This is a genomic window from Microbacterium sp. GXF0217 (genome assembly GCF_054798195.1).
Window position 1 is genome coordinate 487858 of sequence record NZ_JBSJZG010000004.1, and the last position, 25014, is coordinate 512871.

Annotated in this window: 20 protein-coding genes; 11 read left to right on the top strand and 9 right to left on the bottom strand. The window is 66.8% G+C overall.

Annotated features, from left to right (window positions below; translation table 11 throughout):
- Positions 1 to 3: 3 nt before the first annotated feature.
- Positions 4 to 456 (bottom strand): adenylyltransferase/cytidyltransferase family protein, encoded by a 453-nt coding sequence (locus tag ACWAT3_RS11415; RefSeq protein WP_460798503.1) that lies wholly within the window; start codon positions 454 to 456, stop codon positions 4 to 6.
- Between the two features lie 150 nt (positions 457 to 606).
- Here ACWAT3_RS11415 and ACWAT3_RS11420 point away from each other — a divergent pair, with 150 nt between their 5' ends.
- The gene (locus tag ACWAT3_RS11420) at positions 607 to 1845 is read left to right on the top strand and encodes a glycosyltransferase (protein ID WP_460798504.1); all 1239 of its coding nucleotides are present in this window, start codon (positions 607 to 609) and stop codon (positions 1843 to 1845) included.
- Positions 1846 to 2026: 181 nt separating this feature from the next.
- On the top strand, positions 2027 to 3544 hold the full coding sequence (locus tag ACWAT3_RS11425; RefSeq protein WP_460798506.1) for a hypothetical protein: 1518 nt from the start codon (positions 2027 to 2029) through the stop codon (positions 3542 to 3544).
- Between the two features lie 47 nt (positions 3545 to 3591).
- On the opposite strand, the gene ACWAT3_RS11430 is transcribed toward ACWAT3_RS11425, so the two are convergent.
- Positions 3592 to 4524, bottom strand: a complete 933-nt coding sequence (locus tag ACWAT3_RS11430; protein ID WP_460798508.1) for a glycosyltransferase family 2 protein — start codon at positions 4522 to 4524, stop codon at positions 3592 to 3594.
- Positions 4521 to 5540 (bottom strand): glycosyltransferase family protein, encoded by a 1020-nt coding sequence (locus tag ACWAT3_RS11435; RefSeq protein ID WP_460798509.1) that lies wholly within the window; start codon positions 5538 to 5540, stop codon positions 4521 to 4523. Before ACWAT3_RS11435 ends, ACWAT3_RS11430 begins: the two co-directional genes overlap by 4 nt.
- Positions 5541 to 5778: 238 nt before the next feature.
- Here ACWAT3_RS11435 and ACWAT3_RS11440 point away from each other — a divergent pair, with 238 nt between their 5' ends.
- The 6 genes from ACWAT3_RS11440 to ACWAT3_RS11465 all read left to right on the top strand — a co-directional run bounded on the left by ACWAT3_RS11440 (position 5779) and on the right by ACWAT3_RS11465 (position 14569).
- Positions 5779 to 6381: a CDP-alcohol phosphatidyltransferase family protein gene (locus ACWAT3_RS11440; RefSeq protein WP_460798510.1), complete on the top strand. Its 603-nt coding sequence runs from the start codon at positions 5779 to 5781 to the stop codon at positions 6379 to 6381.
- Entirely contained in the window at positions 6378 to 7292 is a 915-nt protein-coding gene (locus tag ACWAT3_RS11445) for a glycosyltransferase family 2 protein (protein WP_460798512.1), read from the top strand. Before ACWAT3_RS11440 ends, ACWAT3_RS11445 begins: the two co-directional genes overlap by 4 nt.
- The gene (locus tag ACWAT3_RS11450; RefSeq protein WP_460798513.1) at positions 7285 to 8148 is read left to right on the top strand and encodes an O-fucosyltransferase family protein; all 864 of its coding nucleotides are present in this window, start codon (positions 7285 to 7287) and stop codon (positions 8146 to 8148) included. The genes ACWAT3_RS11445 and ACWAT3_RS11450 overlap by 8 nt, the downstream gene beginning before the upstream one ends.
- Positions 8145 to 9098, top strand: coding sequence for a DUF6492 family protein (locus ACWAT3_RS11455; RefSeq protein ID WP_460798514.1), 954 nt, complete (start codon positions 8145 to 8147; stop codon positions 9096 to 9098). The genes ACWAT3_RS11450 and ACWAT3_RS11455 overlap by 4 nt, the downstream gene beginning before the upstream one ends.
- A gap of 365 nt (positions 9099 to 9463) precedes the next feature.
- A complete protein-coding gene (locus tag ACWAT3_RS11460; RefSeq protein WP_460798516.1) occupies positions 9464 to 9889 on the top strand; it encodes a DUF4352 domain-containing protein in 426 nt (141 codons plus the stop codon).
- A gap of 12 nt (positions 9890 to 9901) precedes the next feature.
- Entirely contained in the window at positions 9902 to 14569 is a 4668-nt protein-coding gene (locus ACWAT3_RS11465; protein ID WP_460798517.1) for a PKD domain-containing protein, read from the top strand.
- 10 nt (positions 14570 to 14579) lie between these two features.
- Here the strand turns inward: ACWAT3_RS11465 and ACWAT3_RS11470 are convergent, their stop codons facing one another.
- The 4 genes from ACWAT3_RS11470 to ACWAT3_RS11485 all read right to left on the bottom strand — a co-directional run bounded on the left by ACWAT3_RS11470 (position 14580) and on the right by ACWAT3_RS11485 (position 19365).
- Entirely contained in the window at positions 14580 to 16031 is a 1452-nt protein-coding gene (locus tag ACWAT3_RS11470; RefSeq protein ID WP_460798519.1) for a lipopolysaccharide biosynthesis protein, read from the bottom strand.
- The gene (locus ACWAT3_RS11475; RefSeq protein WP_460798520.1) at positions 16028 to 17230 is read right to left on the bottom strand and encodes a Coenzyme F420 hydrogenase/dehydrogenase, beta subunit C-terminal domain; all 1203 of its coding nucleotides are present in this window, start codon (positions 17228 to 17230) and stop codon (positions 16028 to 16030) included. Before ACWAT3_RS11475 ends, ACWAT3_RS11470 begins: the two co-directional genes overlap by 4 nt.
- Positions 17227 to 18303 carry a polysaccharide pyruvyl transferase family protein gene (locus tag ACWAT3_RS11480; RefSeq protein ID WP_460798522.1) on the bottom strand — a complete coding sequence of 359 codons (1077 nt, stop codon included), beginning with the start codon at positions 18301 to 18303 and terminating at the stop codon, positions 17227 to 17229. The genes ACWAT3_RS11475 and ACWAT3_RS11480 overlap by 4 nt, the downstream gene beginning before the upstream one ends.
- Positions 18304 to 18366: 63 nt before the next feature.
- Positions 18367 to 19365, bottom strand: coding sequence for an acyltransferase family protein (locus ACWAT3_RS11485; protein ID WP_460798524.1), 999 nt, complete (start codon positions 19363 to 19365; stop codon positions 18367 to 18369).
- A 50-nt stretch (positions 19366 to 19415) separates the two neighbouring features.
- Here ACWAT3_RS11485 and ACWAT3_RS11490 point away from each other — a divergent pair, with 50 nt between their 5' ends.
- The 3 genes from ACWAT3_RS11490 to ACWAT3_RS11500 are packed head-to-tail and all read left to right on the top strand — an operon-like array spanning position 19416 to position 22689.
- Positions 19416 to 20687 (top strand): hypothetical protein, encoded by a 1272-nt coding sequence (locus ACWAT3_RS11490; RefSeq protein ID WP_460798526.1) that lies wholly within the window; start codon positions 19416 to 19418, stop codon positions 20685 to 20687.
- Positions 20684 to 22042: a tyrosine-protein kinase domain-containing protein gene (locus tag ACWAT3_RS11495; protein WP_460798527.1), complete on the top strand. Its 1359-nt coding sequence runs from the start codon at positions 20684 to 20686 to the stop codon at positions 22040 to 22042. Before ACWAT3_RS11490 ends, ACWAT3_RS11495 begins: the two co-directional genes overlap by 4 nt.
- Positions 21937 to 22689: an arsenate reductase/protein-tyrosine-phosphatase family protein gene (locus ACWAT3_RS11500; RefSeq protein WP_460798529.1), complete on the top strand. Its 753-nt coding sequence runs from the start codon at positions 21937 to 21939 to the stop codon at positions 22687 to 22689. The genes ACWAT3_RS11495 and ACWAT3_RS11500 overlap by 106 nt, the downstream gene beginning before the upstream one ends.
- Here ACWAT3_RS11500 and ACWAT3_RS11505 read toward each other — a convergent pair.
- Both ACWAT3_RS11505 and ACWAT3_RS11510 read right to left on the bottom strand, forming a co-directional pair.
- Complete coding sequence (locus ACWAT3_RS11505; RefSeq protein WP_460798530.1) at positions 22664 to 23824, bottom strand: glycosyltransferase; 1161 nt, start codon at positions 23822 to 23824, stop codon at positions 22664 to 22666. The genes ACWAT3_RS11500 and ACWAT3_RS11505 overlap by 26 nt on opposite strands.
- Positions 23821 to 25014, bottom strand: a complete 1194-nt coding sequence (locus ACWAT3_RS11510) for a DUF1972 domain-containing protein (protein WP_460798532.1) — start codon at positions 25012 to 25014, stop codon at positions 23821 to 23823. Before ACWAT3_RS11510 ends, ACWAT3_RS11505 begins: the two co-directional genes overlap by 4 nt.

A 25014-nucleotide genomic window follows, 5' to 3' on the forward strand; every position in this document is an offset into this window, starting at 1 on the left:
CGGCTAGCGCTGCGCCGCCCGCGCCGGCACTGCTCCCGCGGTGAGGGCGTCCAGCGCTCGCCGCAGCGCGGTGCTCGAGGTGTGCGCGGTGTACGGGAAGTACACGACCTCCACTCCGACGGAGGAGAACTCGCTCTCCAGGCGCATTCCCTTCTCGGTGCCGCGCCAGTCGTCGCCCTTGAAGAAGTGCGTGAACCCGACGTCGCGCCAGGCATCCATCTTCGACGGGGTCGTCTCGATGTGCACCTGATCGACGAACGAGATGTGGCGCACGATCTCCACGCGCTCGGCTGTGGGGATCAGCGCTTCGATCCCCTTCACCTCGCGCAGCATCTCGTCGCTGACAACGCCGGCGACGAGGATGTCGCAGTGCTGTTTGGCGTGACGGAGCAGATTCAGATGCCCGACATGGAACAGGTCGAAAGCCCCAGCGGCATAGCCGATACGCGTCCCCATGATCTCCCCAGATCAGATTCCCCAGAAGGACGGCCCCCACGGCCGTCAGCAGCTCCCACAGCCGCATCCGCTCAGTGTAGCGACCAGCGTCCGTGCGCGCACCCCTTCGATGCGAACTGATGGCGCGCGCACATAGGCGGACATGAAACGATGGATGCCGACATCCATCATCCGGGGGAGGGACCCGTGGTACTCGACGTCACCGTGATCGTCCCGACCTTCAACGAGCGGGACAACATCGCCGAACTCGTCGGACGCGTGGGGGCGGCCCTCGCCGGGCGTCGCGCGGAGATCCTGGTCGTCGATGACAGCACGGACGACACTGCGTCCGAGGTCGAGCGGGTCGCGGCATCCGCGGCGCTCCGCGTGCGGGTGATCCACCGTGAACACAACACCGGAGGCCTGGGCGGTGCCGTCGTGCGCGGCCTGTCGGAGGCCGCGGCGGACATCTGCGTCGTGATGGACGGGGATCTGCAGCATCCGCCCGAGCTCATCCCGGTGATGCTCGACCGGCATGCCGCCGGTGGTGCGGACGTCGTGGCGGCGTCGCGGTACATCGGTGGTGGGGATTCGCAGGGACTCGGCACGGCGGTGCGCTTCGGCGTCTCGCGGGCTGCGACCTGGTTGACGAAGGCGATGTTCCCTCGGCGGCTCTCGCGCAGCACCGACCCGATGACGGGGTTCTTCCTGGTGGATCGTCGATGCGTCGACCTGGCAGGGCTCCAGCCGCAGGGGTTCAAGATCCTGCTCGAGATCCTCGCGCGATCCGACGTGCGCATCGCCGAGGTGCCGATGGAGTTCGCCGAACGCCGACACGGCACGTCCAAGGCCAGCTTGCGTCAGGGGGCGACGTTCGTCGCGCACCTGACCAGACTGCGGTTCGGGAAGATGTCGCTGTTCGCCCTCATCGGGTTGTTCGGCGCCGTCGCGAACCTCGCCATCATGTGGCTGCTGACGACCGCAGGGATGCCCTATGTCTGGGCGGCGATCATCGGAGCCGAGGCGACGATCATCGGCAATTTCCTGCTGCAGGAGCGCTTCGTCTTCGCGGACATGCGCTCGGATGCCCGGGGGATCGGCACGCGCTTCGCGGCGTCGTTCGCGTTCAACAACGTCGAGGCGGCGCTGCGGATCCCGATCATGGCGCTCATGGTGGAGACGTGGCACATCTCCAGCGTCTTCGCCACCGCGATTTCGCTCGTGGTCGCGTTCTTCGCCCGGTTCCTGTTCCACTCGCTGGTCGTGTACGCACCGAAGCGCTCGCGGGTGCGGCGGGAGGATGGCGAAGCCAGCGGAGCCGAGTCGGGAGCCGAGCCGAAGCCGGACACGGCGGCGCTGCGGATCATCCGGGCGATCGACGCTGAGGCGATGAAGCCGGGGGAGCTTTAGAGGCGCTGGCGCCGGCCATCAGGGCCCTTTCATCTCAGTACGGTATCGTTTCCGTTCGGGGAGGGACAGAACCTTGTTGGTTCCAGTATCTGCACGAGTCGACCCCATCGGCATCGTTCGGGCTGGACCATCGGGTTCGCAGCCAGAAGCAGTATCCCCGACGAGAAGGCCCGACTTCCCCATGCCCCAGCTTCATCTCGCCTCGCCTGCGCGGCACGCGCATCCCCCACATACCGCCCGGTCCCTCTGGATCGCGGTGGTCGTCATCGCGGTCGTGATCGGATCGCTGATGCTCCCCGCGCGTGCGGATGCCGCGCAGAGCGTCAGTATCCGCCCTGGATCGACCACATCTGTACCGATCAGCAATAAGGCCGCACTGGACGTCAAAGCCCAGGCGAAGCTCCGCTTGACCACGCTTCCAGCAGCGCAGAAGAGCGTATACGCCTCGACGCAGGTCAGGGTCGGATCGCAAGGTGCCTACGTCGCCCAGGCCCGCGTGCACTCGACGGGCATCGTCATGGTGACGATCAAACGAGCGAACGGCACCGGCACCGCTCAGACGCAGACTGCGCTCACGACGTCGAAGCAGATTCCAACCAAGCTCAAAGCCGGACAGACGCTGACCCTGTCCCTGACCGCGACCGGCACCTCCAAGGTCGCCCTCGCGGCAACCGTTCGGATCGGAACCGCGTCTGCGACGACGATCAAAGCCACTGATGCTTCGTCCAAGCGGCTGAAGTCCTCCGGGCGGAGCAGTCTCACCCTCTACACGCAGCAGTCGGCCAAAGCGCTGAAGGTGACGATCGACGAGGTCGCGGCTGTCGCCGCCGGTTCTGCCGCTCCGACACCTAGCCCCGCGCCTGTGCCGACGACGCCCGCCCCGAAGCCCGCCCCCGTGGCCCCCGTGACCCCCGCGATCACCGTGCCCGGCGCTGACACGACGGGCGTCCCCGACGGCACTACCCTCAAGATCCACAACGGCGATCTCGTCGTGACGAAGGCGAACACCGTCATCGACGGGCTCGAAGTACGGGGCTCGATCCGGATCGAAGCACCCGGCGTCGTGATCCAGAATTCGCGCATCGTCGGCGGGCAGACGCCCAGCAGCATCGGCCTCGTCTCGAATCTGGACTCGAACGAGCCGTTCATCATCCGGGATTCCGAGCTCTATGCGGCCTACGAGAACCCGAAATGGAATGGAATCTTCGGCTCGAACTTCACGGCCGCACGACTCGAGATCTATAACGTCGTCGACCCCATCCGCATCGTCGGGAACAATGTCACCGTTCGGGCGTCATGGCTCCACGACAATTCGCACTGGACGAGTGACCCTCTCCGAGGCGGAACGCCGACGCATGACGATTCCATTCAGATCGAGGCGGGCGGATCGATCGTCATCGAAGGCAACCGTCTCGAGGGAGCCCACAACGCCGCCGTTCAGATCACGCAGAACACGAGCAAGGCGCGGCTCGGTGCGATCACGATCCGGAACAACTTTATCCAGGGCGGTGCCTGCACGATCAACATCGCAGAGACCCCGCAGGCGCTGCATCCGAGCATCACCGGAAACGTGTTCGGTCCGGAGAGGGTGCACAGCACCTGCGCGGTGATCGCCCCGAAAGCCAATGCTCCGACCTTGAGTGGCAACGTCTGGCAGTCGTCCGGCGGGACGATGTCCTCGTACGTCGCTCTCGGCTAGGCCCCGCTCTGAGCCGATGCTCGCCGACTCGCTCGGCCGGCATCGGCTCAGTGGCTTCCCTGTGCCCGGCGGCGCCCGTACTCGTCGTGGGCGTACCCGACGGTGCCCGCGATCATGCCGGCTCCTCGGTACGCGGCGCGCAGGCCCCGCGCCCGATGCCGAACCGAACCCGAGAGGGCGCCGACCGCCCATCGTCCGCCGCCGCCGACGATGCGTGCTCCGCCGCGCAGGATCATTCTCACGCGCGCCCTGAGGCGGTCCATGGTGGTGGCGGCGAGCGCGAGATCGACGCGCGCGGCGGTGTTGCCGAACCGGAACGTGCGCATCAGCACCCAGCGCCGGGTGAACCGACCCGGATCCTCCTGCTCGACCACCACGGCATCCTCGGCCCAGCGGATGCTCCCGCCGCGTGCGATCAGCAATCGCGTGAACATGCTGTCGCTGCCCCCGGTCAACCCGAACCGAGCGTCGAATCGCAGGTCGAGGCGACGGACCTCGGCGACATCCAGGAGCAGATTGTTCGTCGCCGCTTCGGCGATCAGCTGCCCGTGCTGCCGCTGGGGTCGGATGAACGCTCCGCTGGAGCGAACCCATGCGTCGGCCGCGTCAGGGAACACGGTGATGACTTTGCCGGCGACGGCGGTCGGCGACGTGTCCGCGTACATGGTGAGGAGTGCGCTGAGCCAGCCGGGTTGAGGGACTTCGTCATCGTCGATGAAGATGACCGTGTCGGCATCCGTGCACTCGGACAGAGCGCGATTGCGCACCGCCGCGATGCCCGGTTCCGCTTCGATGACGTACCGGATGCCGTGGAGCTCGGCCGTCTGACGACCACTGCCCTCTGCATCGTTGTCGATCACGAGAATCGTGGCACTGTGCTGCGGTGCGATCCTCTCGATCTGATCCATGACCGCGACGAGTGCCGCCTCCAGTGCTGCCGGCCGTCTGAAGGTCGGGATGGCGATCACGTGACGGCTCATCGGTGCGTCCTTCGCTTCCGCTGCTCCGCCGTTGCGCGCAGATACGCGTCCGCATGCAATCGTCCGGCATCCGTCCACCCACGGTTTGACAGGTCGGGGTCAGCGGATCGTGTCGCCGACCGGAGGTCGGTGATCGCCGCGTCGAGGCTGTTCCCGTCGAGGTCTCCGGCGAACTGCTGGACCCAGCCCTCGCCCACCTCTTCCGCAAGCGCGGCGTTCGTCGGGTTCGCCGGGACGATGATGGGGCGGGAGAGCGAAAGCGCGGCAAGCGCGGCACCGGAGTTGTGCATTTGCCTGTACGGGAGCACGACGACCTCGCTGGAAGTCACGAGCGTGACCAGCTCTGCTTCGCTGATGTATCGCAGGTCGGCCTCGGCATTCGACAGGTCCGGTAGTCGGTCCGCGATGAGCGCGGAGGTCTCGGCGTCGGCCGGACGGCCGGCGAGGCGCAGCGACAGACCAGGGGTCGACGCGTCGCCGTATGCCGTGAGGAGATTATCGATGCCCTTGTAGGCCTTGAGCAGACCGACGTATCCGATGCGGCCGTCGACCATCTGCTCCTTCGCGAAGTCCGCGAACCAGTCGACGTAGTGACCGTGGGGGATCACGACGGACAGCGTTCCTGCTCGGGACGGAGTCGTCGACGTCAGATGGATGCGCAGTACTGCACGCTCTTCGAGACGACGGATGAGTGCGCCGTCGAGACGGTTCACGTCGCGGGACTCGATGTTGTGGACCGTGCGCACCACGGCGGTTCCGCGCACGGCGATGCGGCAGAGCAGCAGCGTCATGGCGAGCCGTTTCCCCCACCGATTGAGGGGATTACGGGCGGCGAGAAGAGTGTCGGCCCAGTGCACGTGGAGCACGTCGACGTGGCCGAACAGCGCCACACGCCAATCGAACGGAACATGCTCGATCCGCGGTTCCTCGGCCAAAGCCGCGGACAGCTGGACGATGTACGGATTCGTCGTCGCCCTCGGCGTGCCGAACGTCTGCATGACGCGAAGATTCCCCACGGCGTCCCCTTCCCCATGAGTCAATGTAGCGTCTGATCGCACGAAGCGGGCAGAGCAGTGCATACTGTCCCTCGTGGGAACGCAAGCTGAATCTGGGGAGTCCGGCGCGTCTGAATCGTTCGCGCAGACCTTGTCGCGTCTGCGGTCGGCGCAGAAGGGGCGGGCTGCTGGAGCGCCCGGGTACTCGATCTATGTGAATCGTCCGGTGGGTCGATTCCTTGCGGCGCTAGCTTTCCGGATGGGGGCGACCCCGAACCAGGTGACGCTCGTGAGCGCCGCATTCACGTTCACCGGAATCGCACTGATCGCAGTGGCGCCCGTCTCGCTCTGGACCGGAATCGGTATCTGGTTGCTGCTGGCCCTCGGATACGCCCTCGATTCGGCCGACGGTCAGGTCGCCCGTCTCCGTGGGGGCGGGTCGCTCGCTGGAGAGTGGCTCGATCACTTCATCGATGCGTTGAAGATCAGCAGCCTCCATCTCGCGGTGCTGGTCGGCCTGGCGCGGAACGACTCGGTCCCGACTGGGCTGCTCGCAATTCCGCTGGTGTTTGCGGTCGTGGCCAACACGACCTTTTTCGGCATGATCCTCAACGACCTGCTCAAGGGCAAGGCTGCCGTCGCGTCCTCTGCGGCTGTGGGCGGAGGCGGGAGCATCCGGTCGCTCGTACTGCTGCCGACCGACTATGGGATCCTGTGCGCTTCTTTCGTGATCTGGGGTTGGTCCGCGGGATTCATCGCCCTCTATGGCGCACTCGCCGCGGCCTGCCTGCTCTTTCTCGTCGCGGCCGCGATCAAGTGGTTCCGCGACATGGTCCGGATCGATCAGGAGAGGGCGCAGTGACCGCACGGGCCGCGCTGCTCGTCGTGAACTACGGTTCGCACTGTCTGATCGCAGAGAATTTGGCCAGGACGGCTCTGCCCGACGACGTGTCCGTCGTCATCGTGGACAATCTGACGACGCCAGCCGAGCGCACGGCGCTGGCAGCGCTGGGTGCGCGTTTCGGATGGACAGTGCTGAAGCCGGATACGAACCTCGGTTTCGGGGCGGGGATGAATCTCGCCGCCACCGCAGCCATCGACCAGGGCGCCGAAGTCCTCGTTCTGCTCAACCCTGATGCCTTCCTGCGTGAGGATGGCGTCGAGCGTCTGGTCGACGCGGTCGCGGACGCGAGCGGAGATGTTCTCGTCGCGCCGCTGGTCGTCCGTCCGGATGGCGGACACTTCTCCTCAACGATGGAAGTGAACCTCGCAGACGGGTCATTGCGGCGTCTCGTCGACGGACGCGCGTTCCCGGAATCGGCGACCTGGGTCAGTGGCGCGTGCTTCGCGGTCGGAGTCGACCTCTGGCAGAGGATCGGTGGTTTCGATGACGACTACTTCCTGTACTGGGAAGACGTGGATCTCTCAGTCAGGGTCGCGCGGTCCGGGGGGCGCATCGTATTCGATGAGTCGATCGTCGCGGTGCACAGCCCCGGGGGCACGCAGGGGGGAGGACGCGCGAAGTCACCGATCTACTACCGCTTCAACACGCGCAATCGCCTGGTGTTCGCGGCGAAGCACCTGTCGACCTCGCCGCAGCGGCGGTGGGTGCGGCGCGCGCCCAAGGCGGCATGGGAGATCCTTCTCAGAGGGGGGCGGCGGCAGTTCCTCCATCCGGCACGGACGTTCTGGCCCGCCTTGCGGGGGACATGGGAGGGATGGCGGTTCCTGCGGCGCGCAGGGGTGCGGAGGCAGGGCGTGAGACATGAATGATTCGGATGCGGGGAGCGTTGTCGCGTTCATCGGCAAGTACCATGGGCTCGGCAACCGGCTTCGCGTCGCGCTCGGCGCGCTCTCCCTGGCGCGGGCGACGGGGCGTTCCTTCCGATACACCTGGCCGACGGGAAGGCGATTCGGTGCGGAGCTGACGGATCTGTGGAGATTCGACGAGCGCAGGATCTCGGCGGCCCGCTCTCGCTTGCTCTCGCTGAAGCACCCGTACCGGGACCACACGCTCGACTGGATGGACGGCGCCGCGCGCGAGCGCGTTTGGCAGATCCGGACCCCGCACGCCCTGCGACTGCCGCCGACAGCCGAGCCGTGGGCTGCCCATCTGCAGCGACTCGAACTGGTATCTCCGCTCCGGGAACGCGTTCTCGCTCTGCATGCGCAGAATCTCCGCGGACGCCCTTATGTCGGTGTGATGGTCAGAACCCACGCGGTCTCGAACGCCCAGACGCTGGAGCATTCTCCGGTGGAATGGTACATAAGCCGTATGCAGGAGATCGCGACGAATCGCGATGTGAGCTTCTTCGTCTCCGCCGACACGCACGAGGCGCAGCAGAAGATCCAGGACGCCGTGCCGTCGACGTTCGCTCAGCAGGACAAGGGAGGCTACAACACGCGAAAAGCGCTGGAATCCTCCGTCGTGGATCTCTATCTGCTCGCGGGAGCCGGACATCTTCTGGGGCCGCACTATTCCAGTTTCCCCGAGGTGGCCCAGCAACTCGCAGGGCCGGGCCTCCGGCTCGAGACCAGCCGTTCCGATGCGGGAACCCGGCTGCTCGCGTCCGAAGGGCTGGACGTGGTGCGCGACCCGCTGCGGCCCTTCGAGAGGGACGCATCATGACTTCCACGCGCGGCCTGACCTTCGTCACAGTGACGTTTCGGGCGGAGGACTCGCTGCTGCGGCTTCAGGCTCGTTCCCTGGCCCGGTTCCTTGACGAGGATGCTGTCGAACGGATCCTCGTCGTGGACAACGGGCACCCCGCACTCGGGGCGCGGGATGCGCAGGCGTTGCGCGTGGAGTACGGGCGACTCGCACCCCGCGTGCAGATCGCCCGTGCCGAGGAGGTGACCGATCTTCCGTCGGCATCGGGATGGACGGTGCAGCAGGTGCTGAAGCTCGCCGTGTCGGCGAGCGTCGAGACGGCCGCGTACGTGCTGCTCGACGCTAAGAACCACCTGGTCCGGCCGGTGGGGTTCTCCGACTTCGTGTCCGCCGACGGGCTGCTCCGCGGCGGATTCCACAGCTATGCGGACCATCCTCTTCTGCCGCGACTGCGCACGACCTTGAAGTACCTGGATTTGGATGAGTCCCTCGCGGATCGGTACCCGCCGACCTCGACACCGTTCGTGATGCGCACGGCACGCGCTCGAGACGTCGTCTCCGGCATCGGCGCTCGATCGGGCCGCCCCTTCGCAACGGAGTTCGTGGAACAGGGGCTGTCCGAGTTCTTCCTCTACTCGGGTTGGGTCCACCGCAGCGACGGTTCCTGGTCGGAAGAGTATGACGGAGACGCGATCCAGTCGCCGACGGTGTGGGCGGGAGCATCCGACGGCGATGGCGTACGAGCCGCGCTGGCGGAGGTTGACCGCTGGGACGCGCCGTTCTTCGCCGTTCACCGTCGCGCGCTGGGCCGACTGGATTCGGCCGCGACAGCGGTGCTTTCCCAGTTCTGGACGCGACGGGGACTCTTTGTTGATGAGGGCGACGCACGTCGCTTCGTTCGCGCAGCGAAACGGGACCGTGTTCTCGACGCGGCGAGATCCCGGCTGCGGCCTCGATCCAACCGGTAGAGCGCACCGATGACCGCGCGAATATTGGCCTTCGCGCGAACCAGGATCCGTGATATTCTGACGCCGGAAAGCCGACTGCGAAGTTGGGGTGCAGCGCTTTCTCCCGCGGGGGGCGCGGGAAACACTGGGGAAGTATCTGCGTATTGACGCGTGGATGAACGTCGTCTGGGGAGATGACTATGGGGAATCGATCTTCGAGCGTATTCGGAGGTCAGCGGTTCGCGCTCGGAGTGAGCGCGGCTCTGATCGTCGGGATGCTGCTCACAGGGTGTGTGGCCGAGCCTGCCGCTGATGGGAAGCAGAACAGCGAACCGGTGCCGACGGCGACCATTCCGGCTCCCGACGGTGGGACCGTCGATGAAGTCGTGGTCGCCGAAGAGGATCTACCTGCAGATCCGGTGGATCCCGACCCCATCCCACTGGATGAGCCAGCCGAGCTCAAGACCGGCGTTGTGGTCACTGTCGGCAACGTCGATCGCGTCGAGACGAAGGCGGAGACCCCCGGCGAGGTCGCGGGACCTGCCGTCGCGGTGCATCTGACGATCACAAACGGCACCGGCGCCGCAGTAGACCTCAGCACCGTGATGGTGTCGTTGACCGGCGATGACGGCGCCTTCGGGCAGCCGACGACGTCCGCGCCCGCGGCGCCGTTCTCCGGTGAGCTTGCGGCAGGCAGCGAATCCGAGGGCGTCTACGTCTTCGGCCTGCCTGCTGAAGGACGGGACGGGCTGTCCATTCGTGTCGAGTATGTGGCGGGCGCACCCATCGCGCTGTTCGTCGGTGAGATCTAGGAGTAGCTGGAAATGAATCGCAATTCTCGTGTGCAGCGTCTCACCGCGATGATCGTGGCTTCGGCCGTCGTCGGCTTCGGACTAGCGGTCGGCATCGGCGCACCGGCATCCGCCGCCGACGGGCGAGCGCCGATCGAGCAGCGCAATGAGTCGACCGTGACGGCGGATCCGCTGCCCACGGTTCAGATCGATGCGGGCATCGTGTGGACCCAGGTCATCAACGGCGACACGGTCTATGCGGGCGGCAGCTTCTCGAACGCGCGCCCTGCAGGCGCGGCGCCGGGTGCAAATCTCATGCCGCGATCAAATCTGCTCGCGTACGACATCACGACCGGTGTCGCGACGTCATTTGCGCCGCAGATCAACGGCACCGTGCGATCGCTCGCCGTATCGCCAGACGGTTCGCGCCTTTACGTCGGTGGGTCTTTCAACAACGTGAACGGCCAGACGCGCTTCAACTTCGCTGCCTTCGACACTGCAACAGGCAACCTGCTCACGACCTTCAAGCCCGCGATCGGCGGATCGTATGTGAATGCGATCGTGGCCACAGACACCACCGTCTACGTCGGAGGGCTCATCGGTGCAGCAGGTGGCGTCACACGCAAGAACCTCGCCGCGGTCAGCACGGCAGGAGCGGTTCTGGGCTGGGCGCCCACGACGGACCTGCAGGTCGACACGATGGTGATGGATCCGACGCAGGAGAAGGTGATCATCGGCGGTCGCTTCTCGCTCGTCAACGGTGCCTCTCAGCGCGGGCTGGCGGCCTTGGACGTCAACAACGGTTCCGTCCTTCCCTGGGCGGTAACCGCGACGGTCAGGAACGGCTGGGGCGAGGGCGGCAATACGGGCAAGGCGGGCATCTCGACGTTGACCACCGACGGTGACGCCGTCTTCGGCACCGGGTGGGTCTTCGCCAATAAGGAGGTTGGAAACCTCGAAGGACTCTTCGCCGCAGAGGCCGGCACCGGCAACGTCCGCTGGATCGCTGACTGCCATGGCGACCACTACGGCGTGTACTCGGACGGTACGAACGTGTACAGCACCGGCCACGAGCACGACTGCCAGACGGCTGGCGGTCTGCCTCAAGCGAACCCAGCGCCCGGAAACCTTCGGCATGCGACGATCTACACGGCGGCGCGCAAGGGAACTCTGACCACTTCCCCGTACGTCAATTCCATCTACGCCGACTGGGGTGGCTATCCAGCTCCCGCGGCCGTGAACTGGTACCCGGACTGGACCACCGGTACCGTGTCGGGATCAGGGCAGGCTGGTTGGACCGTGACCGGAAACGGTGAGTACGTCGTCGTCGGCGGCGAGTTCCCATACGTCAATGGTCAGCGCAACCAGGGGATCGCTCGTTTCTCGAACGATCCGGCGGGCGGACCCAAGCAGGCCCCACGGCTCGCCGGCGCAGCATGGCAGCCGACGGCGAAGTCGGTGCAGGCCGAGACCGTCCGCGTGTCGATCCCCGCCAACTGGGACCGCGACGACCTCAACATCACGTATGAACTCCGTCGAGACGGCGTCGCGACTCCCGTGGCGACGAAGACTGTCAGTTCGACGTTCTGGAAGATGCCGACAGTGACCCTGACGGATACAGGCTTGCAGCCGGGATCATCGCAGACCTATCGAGTGATCGCACGAGACGGCGACGGAAACAGCGCGACGAGCAACCCAGTGGTTGCCACGGTGAGTTCGACGCCGGCATCCGCTTACGCCACGGCAGTGCTCGACACCGGGGCGAATCAGTACTGGCGCCTCGGCAGCCGGGACGGTGCCGCCGATTGGGCAGGGACGAACGACGGGGTGGTGAGATCCGGTGCCTCTTGGTCATCGAGCAACGCCATCGCCGGTGATTCCGGCGGAGGGGCCGTGTCGCTCAATGGTTCCTCGACTGGCCTGGTCTCGTCCACCTCGAGCATGGCATCTCCTCGGGAATACTCGGTTGAGCTCTGGTTCAATACGACGACTTCCAGCGGCGGCAAGCTGGTCGGCTTTGGGTCTTCCGCATCTGGGAACTCGAGCAACTACGACCGTCATCTCTACATGCGCAACGACGGACGCATCATCTTCGGTTCGTATTCCGGGGTGACGAACACGGTGACGTCGCCCGCCGCCTACCGCGATGGAGCTTGGCATCACGCCGTGGCCACACAGGGAGCCAACGGGATCGAGCTCTACGTGGACGGGACACGCGTCGCCTCCAACGCGGCGGCGCCGGCCGCGAACGACTATGTCGGCTACTGGCGTGTCGGTGGAGACAACCTCGGCGGGTGGCCGAACCAGCCCAGTTCGTCCTACTTCAACGGCCGCGTCGATGAGGTGGCGGTGTACCCCACCGCCCTCAGCTCGGATCAGATCTCTGCCCACTACGCGATCGGCGCCGGTCTCGCGCGGCCGACCGCCGTCGCGGCGGCAACAGGAGCGGAGCTGAGCTGGCAATTGAGCGGTGCGGGATCCACGGCGCCGGCGGGTCGAACGATCTCGTCGTACACCTGGGACTTCGGCGACGGGAAGGTCGCGACCGGTGTCACCGCTTCGCACACCTATGAAGCCCCCGGCACCTACACCGTCACCCTTACCGTGCGCGACAGCGCGAACATGACGGCGACGGCGACGACCTCGGTCGTCGCAACCCCGCCGCACGTGCCGCCGACCGCGGCGATCACGTCCACGCCGACCGGACTCTCTGTCGCGTTCGATGCCTCGGCGTCGACGACCAGCGGCAGCGCCACCCTCAGCGGCTACGCATGGGACTTCGGCGACGGATCCACTTCCAACGAAGCGGCGGTGACGCATGCGTACGCGGCTGCGGGTACGTACACCGTGTCGCTGTCTGTCACCGACAGTACGGGGGCGGTGAGCGAGCCAGTGACCGCCGAGGTTGCCGTCTCTCACGCGGCGCCGGAGGGTGCATTCACGTCGTCTACGAGCGGTCTCATGGCCTCGTTCGACGCATCGGGTTCGATGGCACACGACGGGGCGACCCTCGAGTACAACTGGGACTTCGGAGACGGAACCGCGGGAACCGGGGTCGCACCCACGCACACCTACGAGACCAACGGCACCTTCGACGTGACGCTCACGGTGAGCGACAGCCTCGGTGCGACCGGGGATGTGATCGTGAAGAGCGTCACGGTGGCGAGCGTGAACTTCGTGGCGAGGGACGACTTCGAGAGGACCTCCGCGACGGGCTGGGGGACTGCCCCCGTGGGCGGAACGTGGAGCGGCGCAGCCGGATTCGGAGTCTCGGACGGGGCGGGCAGGATCACCCTGTCTGCGAGCCAGACCAGGAGCGCTTTCCTCGACGGCGCTCTCGCGGCCGACGTCGATGCGACAGTTCAGGTCGCGACGGACAAGGTCGCCAACGGTGGAGGCATCCACTTCAATCTCGTCGCGCACAAGAGCGCGGCCGGTGACTACCGCGCCAAACTGCGGATCTCGGCCTCCGGCGTCGTGACCGTGAGCCTGGCGCGACTCGTGGGCACGGCGGAGACTCAGCTCGTCAGCAAGGTTCTGTCGGGGTACACACACGTCGCGGGTGCTCCGCTGAACGTGCGACTCGAAACGGTGACCACGTCGGGGACCACCGCGCTCAAGGTCAAGGTGTGGGCCGTGGGCAGTGAAGAGCCGGCTGACTGGTTCATCACGGCATCCGACGCCACGGCCGCGTTGCAGACGGCAGGGCAGGTGGGCGTGCTCTCATACCTGTCCGGCAGCACGTCGAACGCGCCGGTCGCGGTGAGTGTGGACAACCTGTCGGTGATCGGTGCCGCTGTCGCACCGCCGCACGCGGCGCCGGTGGCATCATTCACGGCCGACGCCGCCGACCTGTCCGTCGCCTTCGATTCCTCTGCTTCGACCGCGTCCGACGGCGCGTCGATCGCAGGGTACTCGTGGGACCTCGGCGACGGGAACGTGTCCACCGAAGCCCACCCGACGCACGATTACGGCGCAGCCGGCGTCTACCCCGTCAGCCTGACGGTCACCGACAGCGAGGGGGCGGTGAGCCAGCCCGTCGTTCAGAACGTCACCGTGACGGCTCCGCCGGCTCCTGATGACCCGATCGCACAGGACGACTTCGCACGCGACGTCGCCGGAGGCCTCGGGACGGCGCCGATCGGAGGGGCCTGGACCGGCACAGCGGGGCTCAGTGCAACCGGGGGTGGCGCCCGATTCGACATGTCCGCCGGTCAGACGCGGTGGGCGGCGCTTTCGGGCGTGAATGTGCTCGACTCCGACATGCGCATGGTCGTCTCGACCGACAAGGTCGCGAACGGCGGCGGGGCACACATCAATTTGACGTCGCGCAAGACCGCGGCCGGTGAGTACCGGTTGAAGCTGCGCGTCGCCGCCAGCGGGAGCGTCACTGTGAGCATCGCCAAAGTCGTCGCAGGTACGGAGACGACGATCGCGAGCAGGGCGCTCGGGGGATACACGCACACCGCCGGTGCCGCGTTGAACGTGCGGCTGCAGCTCACTACTGCGGACGGCACGACGGAGCTCAAGGGGGCGGCGTGGCCGGTGGGTACGGAACAACCGGCAGCCTGGACGGTCACGGCCGCTGATGCGCAGAGCGAACTGCAGCAGCCGGGTCAGGTCGGAATGCTGACCTATCTGTCCGGCAGCGCGACCAACGCACCGCTGGCCGTGGTCTTCGACGATCTGTTGGTGAAGTAGCAGCCGGCGGTCAGCGTTCGCGCGTGAGCATCAGCTTCACGAACTCGATGAGGCTGCGCAGATCGCGGCGGTACACCGGCAGAGCGATGAACAGACCGACCACGAGCGCTCCGGCGAGGAACCCGAGACCGATCGAGGCGACAGGGGTCAGGTCTGCGGCGTTCACGGCATACCCGGCGAGGCCCACGCCGAGCGTCACCAGCAGGACCCTCGACGCACCGGCGTAGAGTCGCCGCACGGGCATCGGCGTAATCCGCGCGAGCCAGGCGATCGACAGAGGCCACGCGATAGCAGGCGCGATCGCGAAGGCGATCGCGACGCCCAGCAGGCCGAACATCGAGCCGACCACGATGCACGCGGCCTTGATGAGGGTTGTGACGATCGTGTAGCGGAACAGCTGGGTCCCCAGCCCCCGGGAAAGGTACACCCAGTACCCCACGTAGGACAGCGTCGTCAGCAGGCCGGCTATCGCGAAGCACCGCACGATCGGAGCGGCTTCGCCCCACTGTGCGCCCAGCAGCAGCGCCACGACGGGCTCGGCGAGCCCGGCCAGAAGTGCGAGTGGGATACCGAGGGCGTAGCCCAGGGCGAGCTGTGCAGATGTGATGTAGGTGTTGAAGCGCGCGGAGTCCTCCTGTACGCGCGACAGCACGGGCAGTGCGACCCCTTTCATGGGTGCGCGCACCTGGCCGAGCGGGGTCATGACGAGCTGGAACGCGCGGTTGTACAGGCCGAGTTGCGTCGTGCCGAAACGCAGCCCGATGATCACGGTGTCGATCTGCGACCCCGCGTAGATCAGCATGTTCGTGGCTACGATGTTCCAGCCGAAATGGATCATGCTGCGGATGCTGTGCCGACGTGAGGGCAGTCCGGGAAGCCAGCGTCCGGCGATCACGGACCCGGCGAGCAGCATCGTCCCCAGCACGAGCTGCTGAGTCACGAGCGCCCAGTACTCGGCACCGAGGAGGGCTGCGGCGATGCCGGCTCCCAGCGCAACGGCGGTGGCCGCGACCTCGGTGATCGCTAGTGCCCTGAACTTGAGCTCACGGGAGAGATTCGCGCGGTGCTGGGTCGCCAGTCCGTTGAGGAGAAACAGGGGAGAGAGCCATTGGACGACGCCGAGGATCTCCGCCTCCCCGGTGATCGCCTGGATCGGCCAGGAGAGCAGGAACAGGACCACCGAGAGGGATGCGCCGATCGCCGTGTTCACCCAGAACAGATTGTCGCGTTGTCCGCTGGACAGCTGCGGCGCCTGGATGGACGCGGACGTCAGCCCGAAATCTCGGAAGATCTCGCCGACGCCGACGACCACCAGCACGATCGCGAGAAGCCCGTAGTCGTGGGGCGAGAGCAGGCGCGACAGGATCACGACCGAGAGCAGCTGCAGCAGGATCTTCGCGATCTGCGCGAGCAGGGTGAAGAAGGCGCCCCGTGCCGCGGTATGGGCGAGTGAGGGGCTCATGATCGTCTGATGGCAGCGAGCACGCGCCGGCGAGTGCCGCGCAGCACGCGAATGAATGTACGCGGATGCCGCAAGCCCAATGCCATCAACCCGAATCCTCGGTACCGGGGAGGCCGTCGTCCGGCGAGGCACGATCCGAGCAGACGTGCAAGGAGGAAACGACGCCGATTCGTCTGCAATGGCTGCGCGTCGGCCAGCCGACGCATATCCAGCGGACGGACGGCGATCACCCCTTCGGCGATCGCCTCGAGAATCGTAGCTCGGCCGCGCGGCGTGCGCGCGATCAGGGCGCTGACGCCTTCGGCTTCGAGGAACTGGGGATAACCGCGCTCGTCGGTGGCCCACGAATCCGCTGAGACGATATCCGCCGCGCCGCCCACGCCGTCGACGCAGACCTTGCAGCGCCATTGGGTCGTCGGCCCGAGTGTGCTTCCCCACGAGCTCTCGTACTCGGCGTCCACGGTCTTGTCGGCCGCGATCGCGGTGAAGCGTCCTGGCCATCCACGGCCGCGGTACCAGAGGTCTTCGACGGCGACATCCGGCTCGACCCCCAATGACGCGAGGAGTGTGTCGGTCGCGTGTTGGCTCGGTGTGCCTGCGCAGAAGAACGAAAGAATGAGGGGGGCAGAGCCGTCGGTCGCGCTGACCGCACGCAGCGCCGAAGCCTCGCACGGCTTCGCGGTCACGGCTGACGCCGTGAGGGCGTTCGGGTGAGAGAGCGTCGCCAGCGGTGCGTATCGGGAGCCTGCGGCGGCGATCGCCTGCTCTCGAGACATGATCTGCACGGGGACAGACCGGCGCGGCGCGGCGTTGTCCTTCGCTCCACCGATGATCTCACTGGCACGCCCGGATGCGAGAAGCCAGCTGTGGATCGCGGTGAGCGCTCCACCGCTGCTACCGGCGAATCGCAGCTCGGTATCGACGGACCATGCTTCCCAGGCCTCTAGGTAGTCGCCGAGGATCTTGTCGCGGCGGCCACCCTCCGGCGAGGACGCTCGGACGGTCATCCCTGGGCAGGCCCGACGGAAAAGACGCTCGGCCTGGTCGATCTCGTTCGGCGCGTCGACGGGGCGCGGTCGTAGGTAGCCGTTCCCGTCGTACTCCATCTGCACGCCCAGGTCGAGATGCGTGCACAGTCCGCACCCGCTGCAGGCATCGCGATCGACGACGTCGTCGATCAGGCGACGGATGCTGCTCACGACAGCTCGCTCAGTCGCTGCGAGACCGGCTCCAAGAGCGCCTGTCCAGCCGCCTGAGCCTCCAGAGCGCGCTGCTTCGCTCCGGGAGTGTTCACGGCGCGCATCACGTCGTCCACGCCCACGGAGGCGTCTGCGAGCGTGATGACCTGGTCCCACCCCAGCTCGTGCATCAGCGGCCCGAACTTGCGCGAATACGCCATCGCCACAGCGGGGGTGCCGGTGGAGAGCGCGTTCAAACAGGCGTGCATCCGGGCGCCGATCACAAGCTGCGCCCCTGCGATCGTCGAACGCGCATCGTCGAGGTCTGCGGGGACGTGCACATCGATGAGGCCATCGAACTCGTTCTGCAGGTCGAACGAGACGGGGACGTCATTGTCGGGGTCGTGGGAATCCAGCACGTGGGGGAGCAGGGTCACGCGTCGTCCCTGCGCCAGCAGCGCAGGGATCAGCGCCCGGATGAGGCGGCGGTAGCGCTCGTTGTCGACGTGGTCGCTCGCTCGCCAGAGGAGCCCAGACACGTTCAGGAGGACATCCCACGACGCCTCCGGCTCCGGGGGACGGATCCCGAACACGAGGTCGGTCGCCGTCACGTCGACGGGGCGCCCGAGCTCGGCGGCCGCGTTCGCACTCTGGGGATCGCGCGCGAACGCGAGCGACGAACGATGCAGATTGCGCCTGGCGTAGCTGCGGCCCCGCCAACTGTCGAACGGGCCGATGGTCTGAGGTGCGAGGATGGTGCGTGCTCCGGCCTGAGCTGCGAACTCGTGCAGCAACGACATCTTCGCGTGACGGCTCGCGCCGTAGATGTCCGCGAAGCTGTCGCCGGATCTGGTGTCCCAGTACAGATCGAACTGCGCGAGCCAGTCCATCATGCCCGAGCGCCCGAGGACGCGCTCCTTGATGAGCGAGCGGGGCCGCCCCCACGGGACCGCCTCAGGTCGATTCCCGAAGTCCATCCAGGTGAACTCTGCGTCCGGCCAGATCTGCCGGAGCAGGTCCTCCGACCCCCGTCCCAGCGCGCGCACGCCGAGGTTGGGCGATGCCTCCCCAGCCCACGCCACAAGTATGCGCAAAAGATCCCCTCCCCAGCGTGGACTCGTCCACCTCCGCATCCTACCGCGACGCGCGCGGACCACCTATCGCGTGCGCCGGGGGCCTGCTCTGCTCAGAAGCCGTTCTGCGCCACGGGTCAGCGGGCGGGGCGCTTGGAACAGCCAGACGACCGGTACGCGACCCTTCCAGATCGCCAGCAGCCAGCCGAATAGGCCGGCAGCGGCCAGATTGATGAGTGCGAGAATGAGCGGGTGCAGACGGTCGGCGGTCGCGATCGTGATCAGCGCCATCACCGGGAAGTGGCTCACGTAGAAGACGATCGACGAGCGGCCGATGAAACGAAGCACAGGCTGGCCGCGTCCGCCGCGACCGATGCGCGAAAAGACCGCAGCGCACAGGAGCGCACCGGCGATGCTCGCCGGGGCGCCCCACACGGCGTACTGGATCTGATCCGTCCAGATGCATGCCGCTGTGCCGAACCCGATGACGGGGAGTGCGAGCAGGAGCACCCAGCGCCCCTCGACGATCCGGTCGAGGACGCGCGGCCGGGTTGCGAGCCAGTGGCCACAGAAGAAGAACACGGCGAAATAACCCATCCGCTGCTCCACGCTGCCGTAAGGCAGTACGAGTCCCGCTGTCACCGCGATCGCTACGGGCACCCAAGCCGGTAGGCGTGCGAACAGCGGCGCGACGAGGTAGTAAACCCCGATGAAGAAGAGGAACCAGAGGTACGACGTTGCGTACCACCCGCGCCAGTGCCACCACGGCAGGCCTTCTATGTCGAGGAACGTCGCCCTGGCGACGAGCACCCAAATCACGTAGGGCCAGAGAATCATCGCCAGCTTTCCGGCGTAGTACGCCGGAAGAGGCTTGCGCATCGAGCGCTCGAGCAGGAGGCCGGACAGGAGCATCAACGTCGGCATCCGGTACGGCATGAGGAACGCGTTGATCGTACGGATGATCTCCGGCATCTCGACGCCGTAGAGCTCGGGTACGGCGCTCGAGTGCCAGATGAGGAGGAGGGCAATCGCGAGGCCGCGCACGGCGTCCATCCAGCCGATGCGCGGCGATGCCCCAGTCACGCCAGCGCTCCCATCTTGTCGACGGTATCATCAGCATTCGGGGAGGCACAGTGGCAGGCAATCCGCTCACAGCGGTCGCAGTGTTGTTGATCGCAGCGAATGCCGGCCTCGCGCTGTGGCTGCTGTTCCGCCATGATGCGCGATGGGCCGTCGCGTGCTGGACGCTTGCATTGTTCTTCACCCCGGTCTACGTGAGCTTCTCGGTGCAATCGCTGACTCTGACGCTGCTGGACATCGCGACGATCGTGAGCCTCGCGGCGTGCGGCCCCGGAGCGAAGCTCCGCTGGTCGGTGATCGACACGCTCGTCGTCTCGGCATTCCTCCTCATCTTCATCGGCACCTTCTTCGGCGCCGTTCCAGGGCACGTCCAGTACTCGGTGCTCTCCTGGCTGCTCCCCTACGCGTGGGGGAGAGTGGCGCTCGCCCGTGTGGGGCTGGAGTGGGTGGCGGTCTGCATCAGCGTGGCCGCGGTGATTGCGGCGGCGCTCGCGATCATCGAGTTCCTCAGCGGGACGAACTACTTCGTGCTCATACCAGGCGTCGACGGCCGGATGTGGACGAACCTTCAGTACCGTGGCGGGCTGCTGCGTGCCGAGGGTGCGTTCGGCCATTCGATCTCGCTCGGATCGAGCCTCGCGATATCGAGTGCGTTCCTGCTCGCAACCCCCTGGCGGCTGTGGGTGAAGTTGCTCGCGTTCGTGGTCGTGACGACCGGCGTGATCATGACATTCAGCAGAATCGGGCTTGTCGGGATTCTGCTCGTCATCGCGTTCTCCGTCCTCTTCCTCGGCCAATACATCCGTCCTGCGCATCGGGTCGCCGTGTCGATCGTGACGCTCGCAGCGGCGGCCATCGTGCTGCCGCTCATCTATTCGGTCTTCGACGATGCGGGGGAGGAGGCCGCGGGCAGCGCCGAGTACCGAGCGGATCTTCTGCCCCTGATGCGCGAGATGGTCTACATCGGGATCAGTCCTGGCCGTGAAGTCTCGGCTGACGGTGTCGACTACTTCGGCGGGTTCCGCTCCATTGACAGCGCCCTCATCCTCACGGGGCTGAGGCACGGGATGCTTCCGCTCTTGCTCTTCGTGCTCATGCTCGTGATCTGCGCCTGGGTCGTGGTCAGCGGGCGTGGAAATCCGGCCGCGGTTGCCGTGCTCAGCCAGGTCCCCGCCCTGGCCACCGTCGCGCTGATCACGCAGTACGCATCGTTCCTCTGGTTCGTCGCTGGTGTCGCCGTCGCGGCATATAGTGGTCACAGCAGCCGCACCCAGCCCGCGCGGACCCCCGGCACTGAGGCGCGATCCATCCTGGAGGTCCCGTGAACTCATCGCAGAACGCAGCGGCGCGACTCGCTGGCGTGCTGCTGCAGTACTGGTGGGTCGTCGTCGTCGCAGCGCTGCTCGGCGGTGTCGCGGCATACGGCTACAGCGCCACGCGTACGCCGATCTTTCACTCGAGCGCTTCGATCTACTTCTCCATGCGGTCGGCGACCAGTGGTTCGGACATCAACCAGGGCTCGGCGTACACACAGAACCAGATGCTGTCGTTCGCATCGCTGGCGACGTCTGCATCGGTGCTCGATCCTGTGATCGACGACCTGGCCGACGACGGGATCGACGTCACCAGCTCGCAGCTGCGTCGCGCCCTGTCAGTGACGATCCCGCAGAATACCGTGATTCTTGACATCACAGCGGCCTCTGCCGATCCGGACGTGGCGGCGCAGATCGCGAACGCGGTGGCGGACAACCTCACTGACGTGGTACTCGACATCGCGCCCAAGGACGACCGTGGCGAGTCCACGGTGGCCGCGCGCGTCATCGAACCCGGCGTCCCCGCCCAGTTCCAGTCTTCTCCCAACAAGTCCCAGGATGCCGTCCTCGGGGTGGTGGTGGGGGCGTTCGGCGCGCTTCTGGCGCTGTCAGCGTGGGCCCTTCTTGACCGAAGGGTGCGCTCCGCTGCGGCTCTCGCCGAGGTCACCGACCTGCCCGTGCTCGGCATGATTCCTCGCCGCCGCACTTCTGCTTCGGGGGCAGCCTTTCTGGTGAGCCCTAACGGATCGGCCGCCGAGGCGTTCCGTCAGATCCGGTCGGCCCTGCGCTTCTCGGCAGTTGAGCATCAGATCGGAGTCCTCGCGGTCACATCCGCGATCGCCGGTGAGGGCAAGACGACGTCGTCGGTCAACATTGCGCTCGCCTTCGCCGAGATGGGCAATCGGGTGCTGCTCGTCGATGCCGATCTTCGTCGCCCCAATGTCGCTAACGTGCTTGGCATCGAGAACGCCGTCGGCCTCGCCTCGGTCCTTGTGGACGCGGTAACGCTGGAGGAGGCGGTGATCAGTACGGCCGGTCTGGACGTTCTCACCGCGGGCGAACACGTTCCCAATCCCGCACAGCTCCTCGCCTCGCATAAGATGACCGAACTGGTGGAGTCGCTGAGACCGCGGTACGACTTCGTCGTGATCGACATGGCACCTCTGCTGTCCGTCGCGGACGCCACCATCATCTCCCAGTACGTCGACAGCACCATCGTGGTCGTGAACACGCGGAAGACAACGAAGGCTCAGCTCGAACGATGCCTGACCGCGCTGCGCGGAGTGAGCGCGAATCTCGCAGGTCTCGTGCTCAACAACGTGCGGGAGCGCAAGAAGGAGAAGTACCTCTACACGATGGAGCCCTAGTGGCGGCCATCCTCTTCCTCTGCAAGGCGAACATCTGCCGATCCCCTGCTATGGCTTTCGCTTTCCGGGCGAGCATCGACGATTCAATGACGATAGCGGTGAGCAGTGCGGGGACGGATGTGCGCGGCGCGCAGCCGATCTGTGAGGTGAGCGGCGTTCGGATCCGGCGCGAACCGAAGGGAGTCGAGTTCGTGCACGACCATCGCTCCGCATCGGTCACTCCAGACGGCCTCGATCATCAGGACATCGTGATCGCAGCATCCCGCGAAGAGCGCGCTGCTGCGGCGCTGCTCGCACCGGGCAGTCGCCGAAGCCTCTTCACGCTGCGGGAGGCGATTCGCCTGGGAGACGACGCGTTCGAACCAGGGGAGCTGGACCGCATAGAGGATGTCCGGCAGGAGGAGATCGTCGCGGCCTACGCGTTCCTGCTCGACGCCCGCCGTGGGACCAGAAATCCCCGCGCCGAGCACCGGCTCTTCCGGCGCGCCCGCTCGGGCGAGGAGCAGCTCGACGTCCGTGACTATCACCACGATCGCCGCGGCTCCCATGTGCGGGGTGTCGAGGACTCCCTCGCAGAGGCCAGACTGTTCGCCGATCAGTTTGCTCGGGGGGTGCGCCAGGTCAGCGAGCGTGCGCGACGCCCGTAGCCGATTCCGGCGCGACCAACGTCCCCGCGACATGCGCGCGGTACCGCTGCGGCGCGTGTCTGCCATGCGCTTCGTCCCTGTCGCGATCGATCAGAGCGGTGATGGTGCCCCACTCCTCGCCGACGCGCGCCAGCGCCTCGGCGAGAGCTTCGGCATCCCCCGCAGGCACCAGCCGCGCCGTTGCGTACCCACCGGCCGCTTCGCGAAGTCCGCTGCTGTCACTAGCGATCACCGGTCGCCTGGCGAGGATACCTTCGACCGCGGTGTTGCCGAACGGCTCATCGACTCGGGACGGGACCACAAGGGCGTCGGCGTCGGCGAGATAAGGCCAGATGTCCGTGTGGAATCCCGCGAAGTCGACCTCGGTGCCGGCCGCCGCCGCACGTTCTCGCAGCTCCTGCTCGAACCACTCATAGCCGTCGAACGCAGCCCCGAGGAGTGTGACGCTCACGTCGACGCCCTGGGCGCACAGCAAAGCGGCCGCCTCGATGACGAGGTCCGGCCCCTTCCGCGGAGACAGCCGACCGATGTAGAGCACCCGCAATGGTCCCTCGATGCGCTGCCGTGGCGCCGGTGGCTCCGCAGGCGACGCGACGCCGTTGTAGACGACCTCCGCTCGACGTGCGAGCGCAGGCAGGGCGGCCCGGATCGTCTCCAGGCTGAACCGGCTGTTGACGAGAACTCGCTGCGACGCCAGGTGCGGCAGGTAGAGGAGTGCGTTCACCAACCGGCTGCCCGAGGCCTCCGCTTCGTGAACGTGACTGACCGCACGCGCGCCGCGCAACCGGGCGACGACGGGCCACTGCGGGATGATGATGGTCGAGACATAAACGACGTCTGGACGCACGCGCCCGATCAGGCGCCAAGCCGCCCCGACTCCGCGGAACATGTCGCGGAACAGGAGGGGCAGACCGCGCGGGGTGAGCAGCGTCTTTCGCAGCACGAGCATTGGCACGATGACCACCTCGGCCCCCGCTTCGCGCAGGGCGACATCGAGCAGGCCACGGCTGGGGAGGGCGACGACGACGCGCGCCCCCGTCTCGACGAGCCCGATGGCGCTCTCCAGCAGCATCCGATCGGAGCCGAACATCTCCGCTCCCGGATGCGCCAGCAGTACGGTCCGCCGCCCCGTCACGACCGCACCTCGATGGGCTCGAACTCCCACTCCGTGGTCCTGCGTCTCGCGCGACGAGCCGATCCATGGATCGTCGTGCCGTCCGCGAGCCGATGTGCCAACGCCTCATACGCGTCCGCGACGTCCTCCCAGCGGAAGGCTTCGCGGGCGCGCTCGCGCAGCCGTGCACCGAGCGCGGCTGTGGCCGCGGCATCCGCCTCGGCATCCAGGAGCTGCCGGGCGACATCGGCCGCATCGCGGAAGAACCACCCCTGCCCGTCGAGCACCTCGCGGTTGAATCCGACGTCGTATGCGATGACGGCTGTTCCCGCTCCCATCGCGCGCAGCAGCGACGGGTTCGTCCCGCCCACCGAGTGGCCATGCAGATACGTGGCCGCGTGGGCGTACAGGGCGTCCAGCAGCTCCTGGTCGTAGACGCCGCCGACGAGGCGGATCCGCTCGTCGCCCTCCGCCGCGCTTGCGATCGCACGCGTGTACTCCGCGCTGTACGGCGCCGAACCGACCACGACCAGCGGCAGCGTCGCCAGGCTGCGCCGGTAACCTTCGACGATCTCGAGGACATGGTTCTCCGGCTCGAACCGCGCCACGACCAGGTGATAGCCGCCCGAGACCAGGTCCAACTCGGCGACGTCGCGCGCCGGCGGCTCATCGAGGATCGGCGCGCCGTAACGGATCATCTCGGTCGGCACATCGAACTGGTGACGGTAGTAGTCCGCGATGCCGGGGGCATCCGCGATCAGGGCATCCGCCGTGCGCACACCGAACTGCTCGGCCCATCGGTAGTACGCCCGCCCGCGCGGTCCCCACTTGGAACGACGCCATTCGAGTCCGTCCATGTGAAGGGCGACGCGCGCGCCGCGCGCACGCAGCAGCGGCAGGAACGGCGAGTTCGCGGCGTTGAACACGAACGTCGCATCCGGTCGCCGCCGCCCGAGAAGGTGCAGCGTCGACAGCCCGGTGTGGCTGAGCGTCTCGACCTGCTTGACCGGCAATGCAGGCAGGTGCACGACCTGCATGCCGAGATACGTCTTCGACCGGCTCTCCGACCCGCGCGTGTACACGACGATGCGGTGACCGCGCTCCGCGAGACGTCGTCCGACCTCCTCGACCGCCGTCTCGAAACCGCCGTACGCAGCCGGAATCCCCCTCGTCCCCACCATCGCGATGGTGAGGCCCTCCCCATTCCTCAT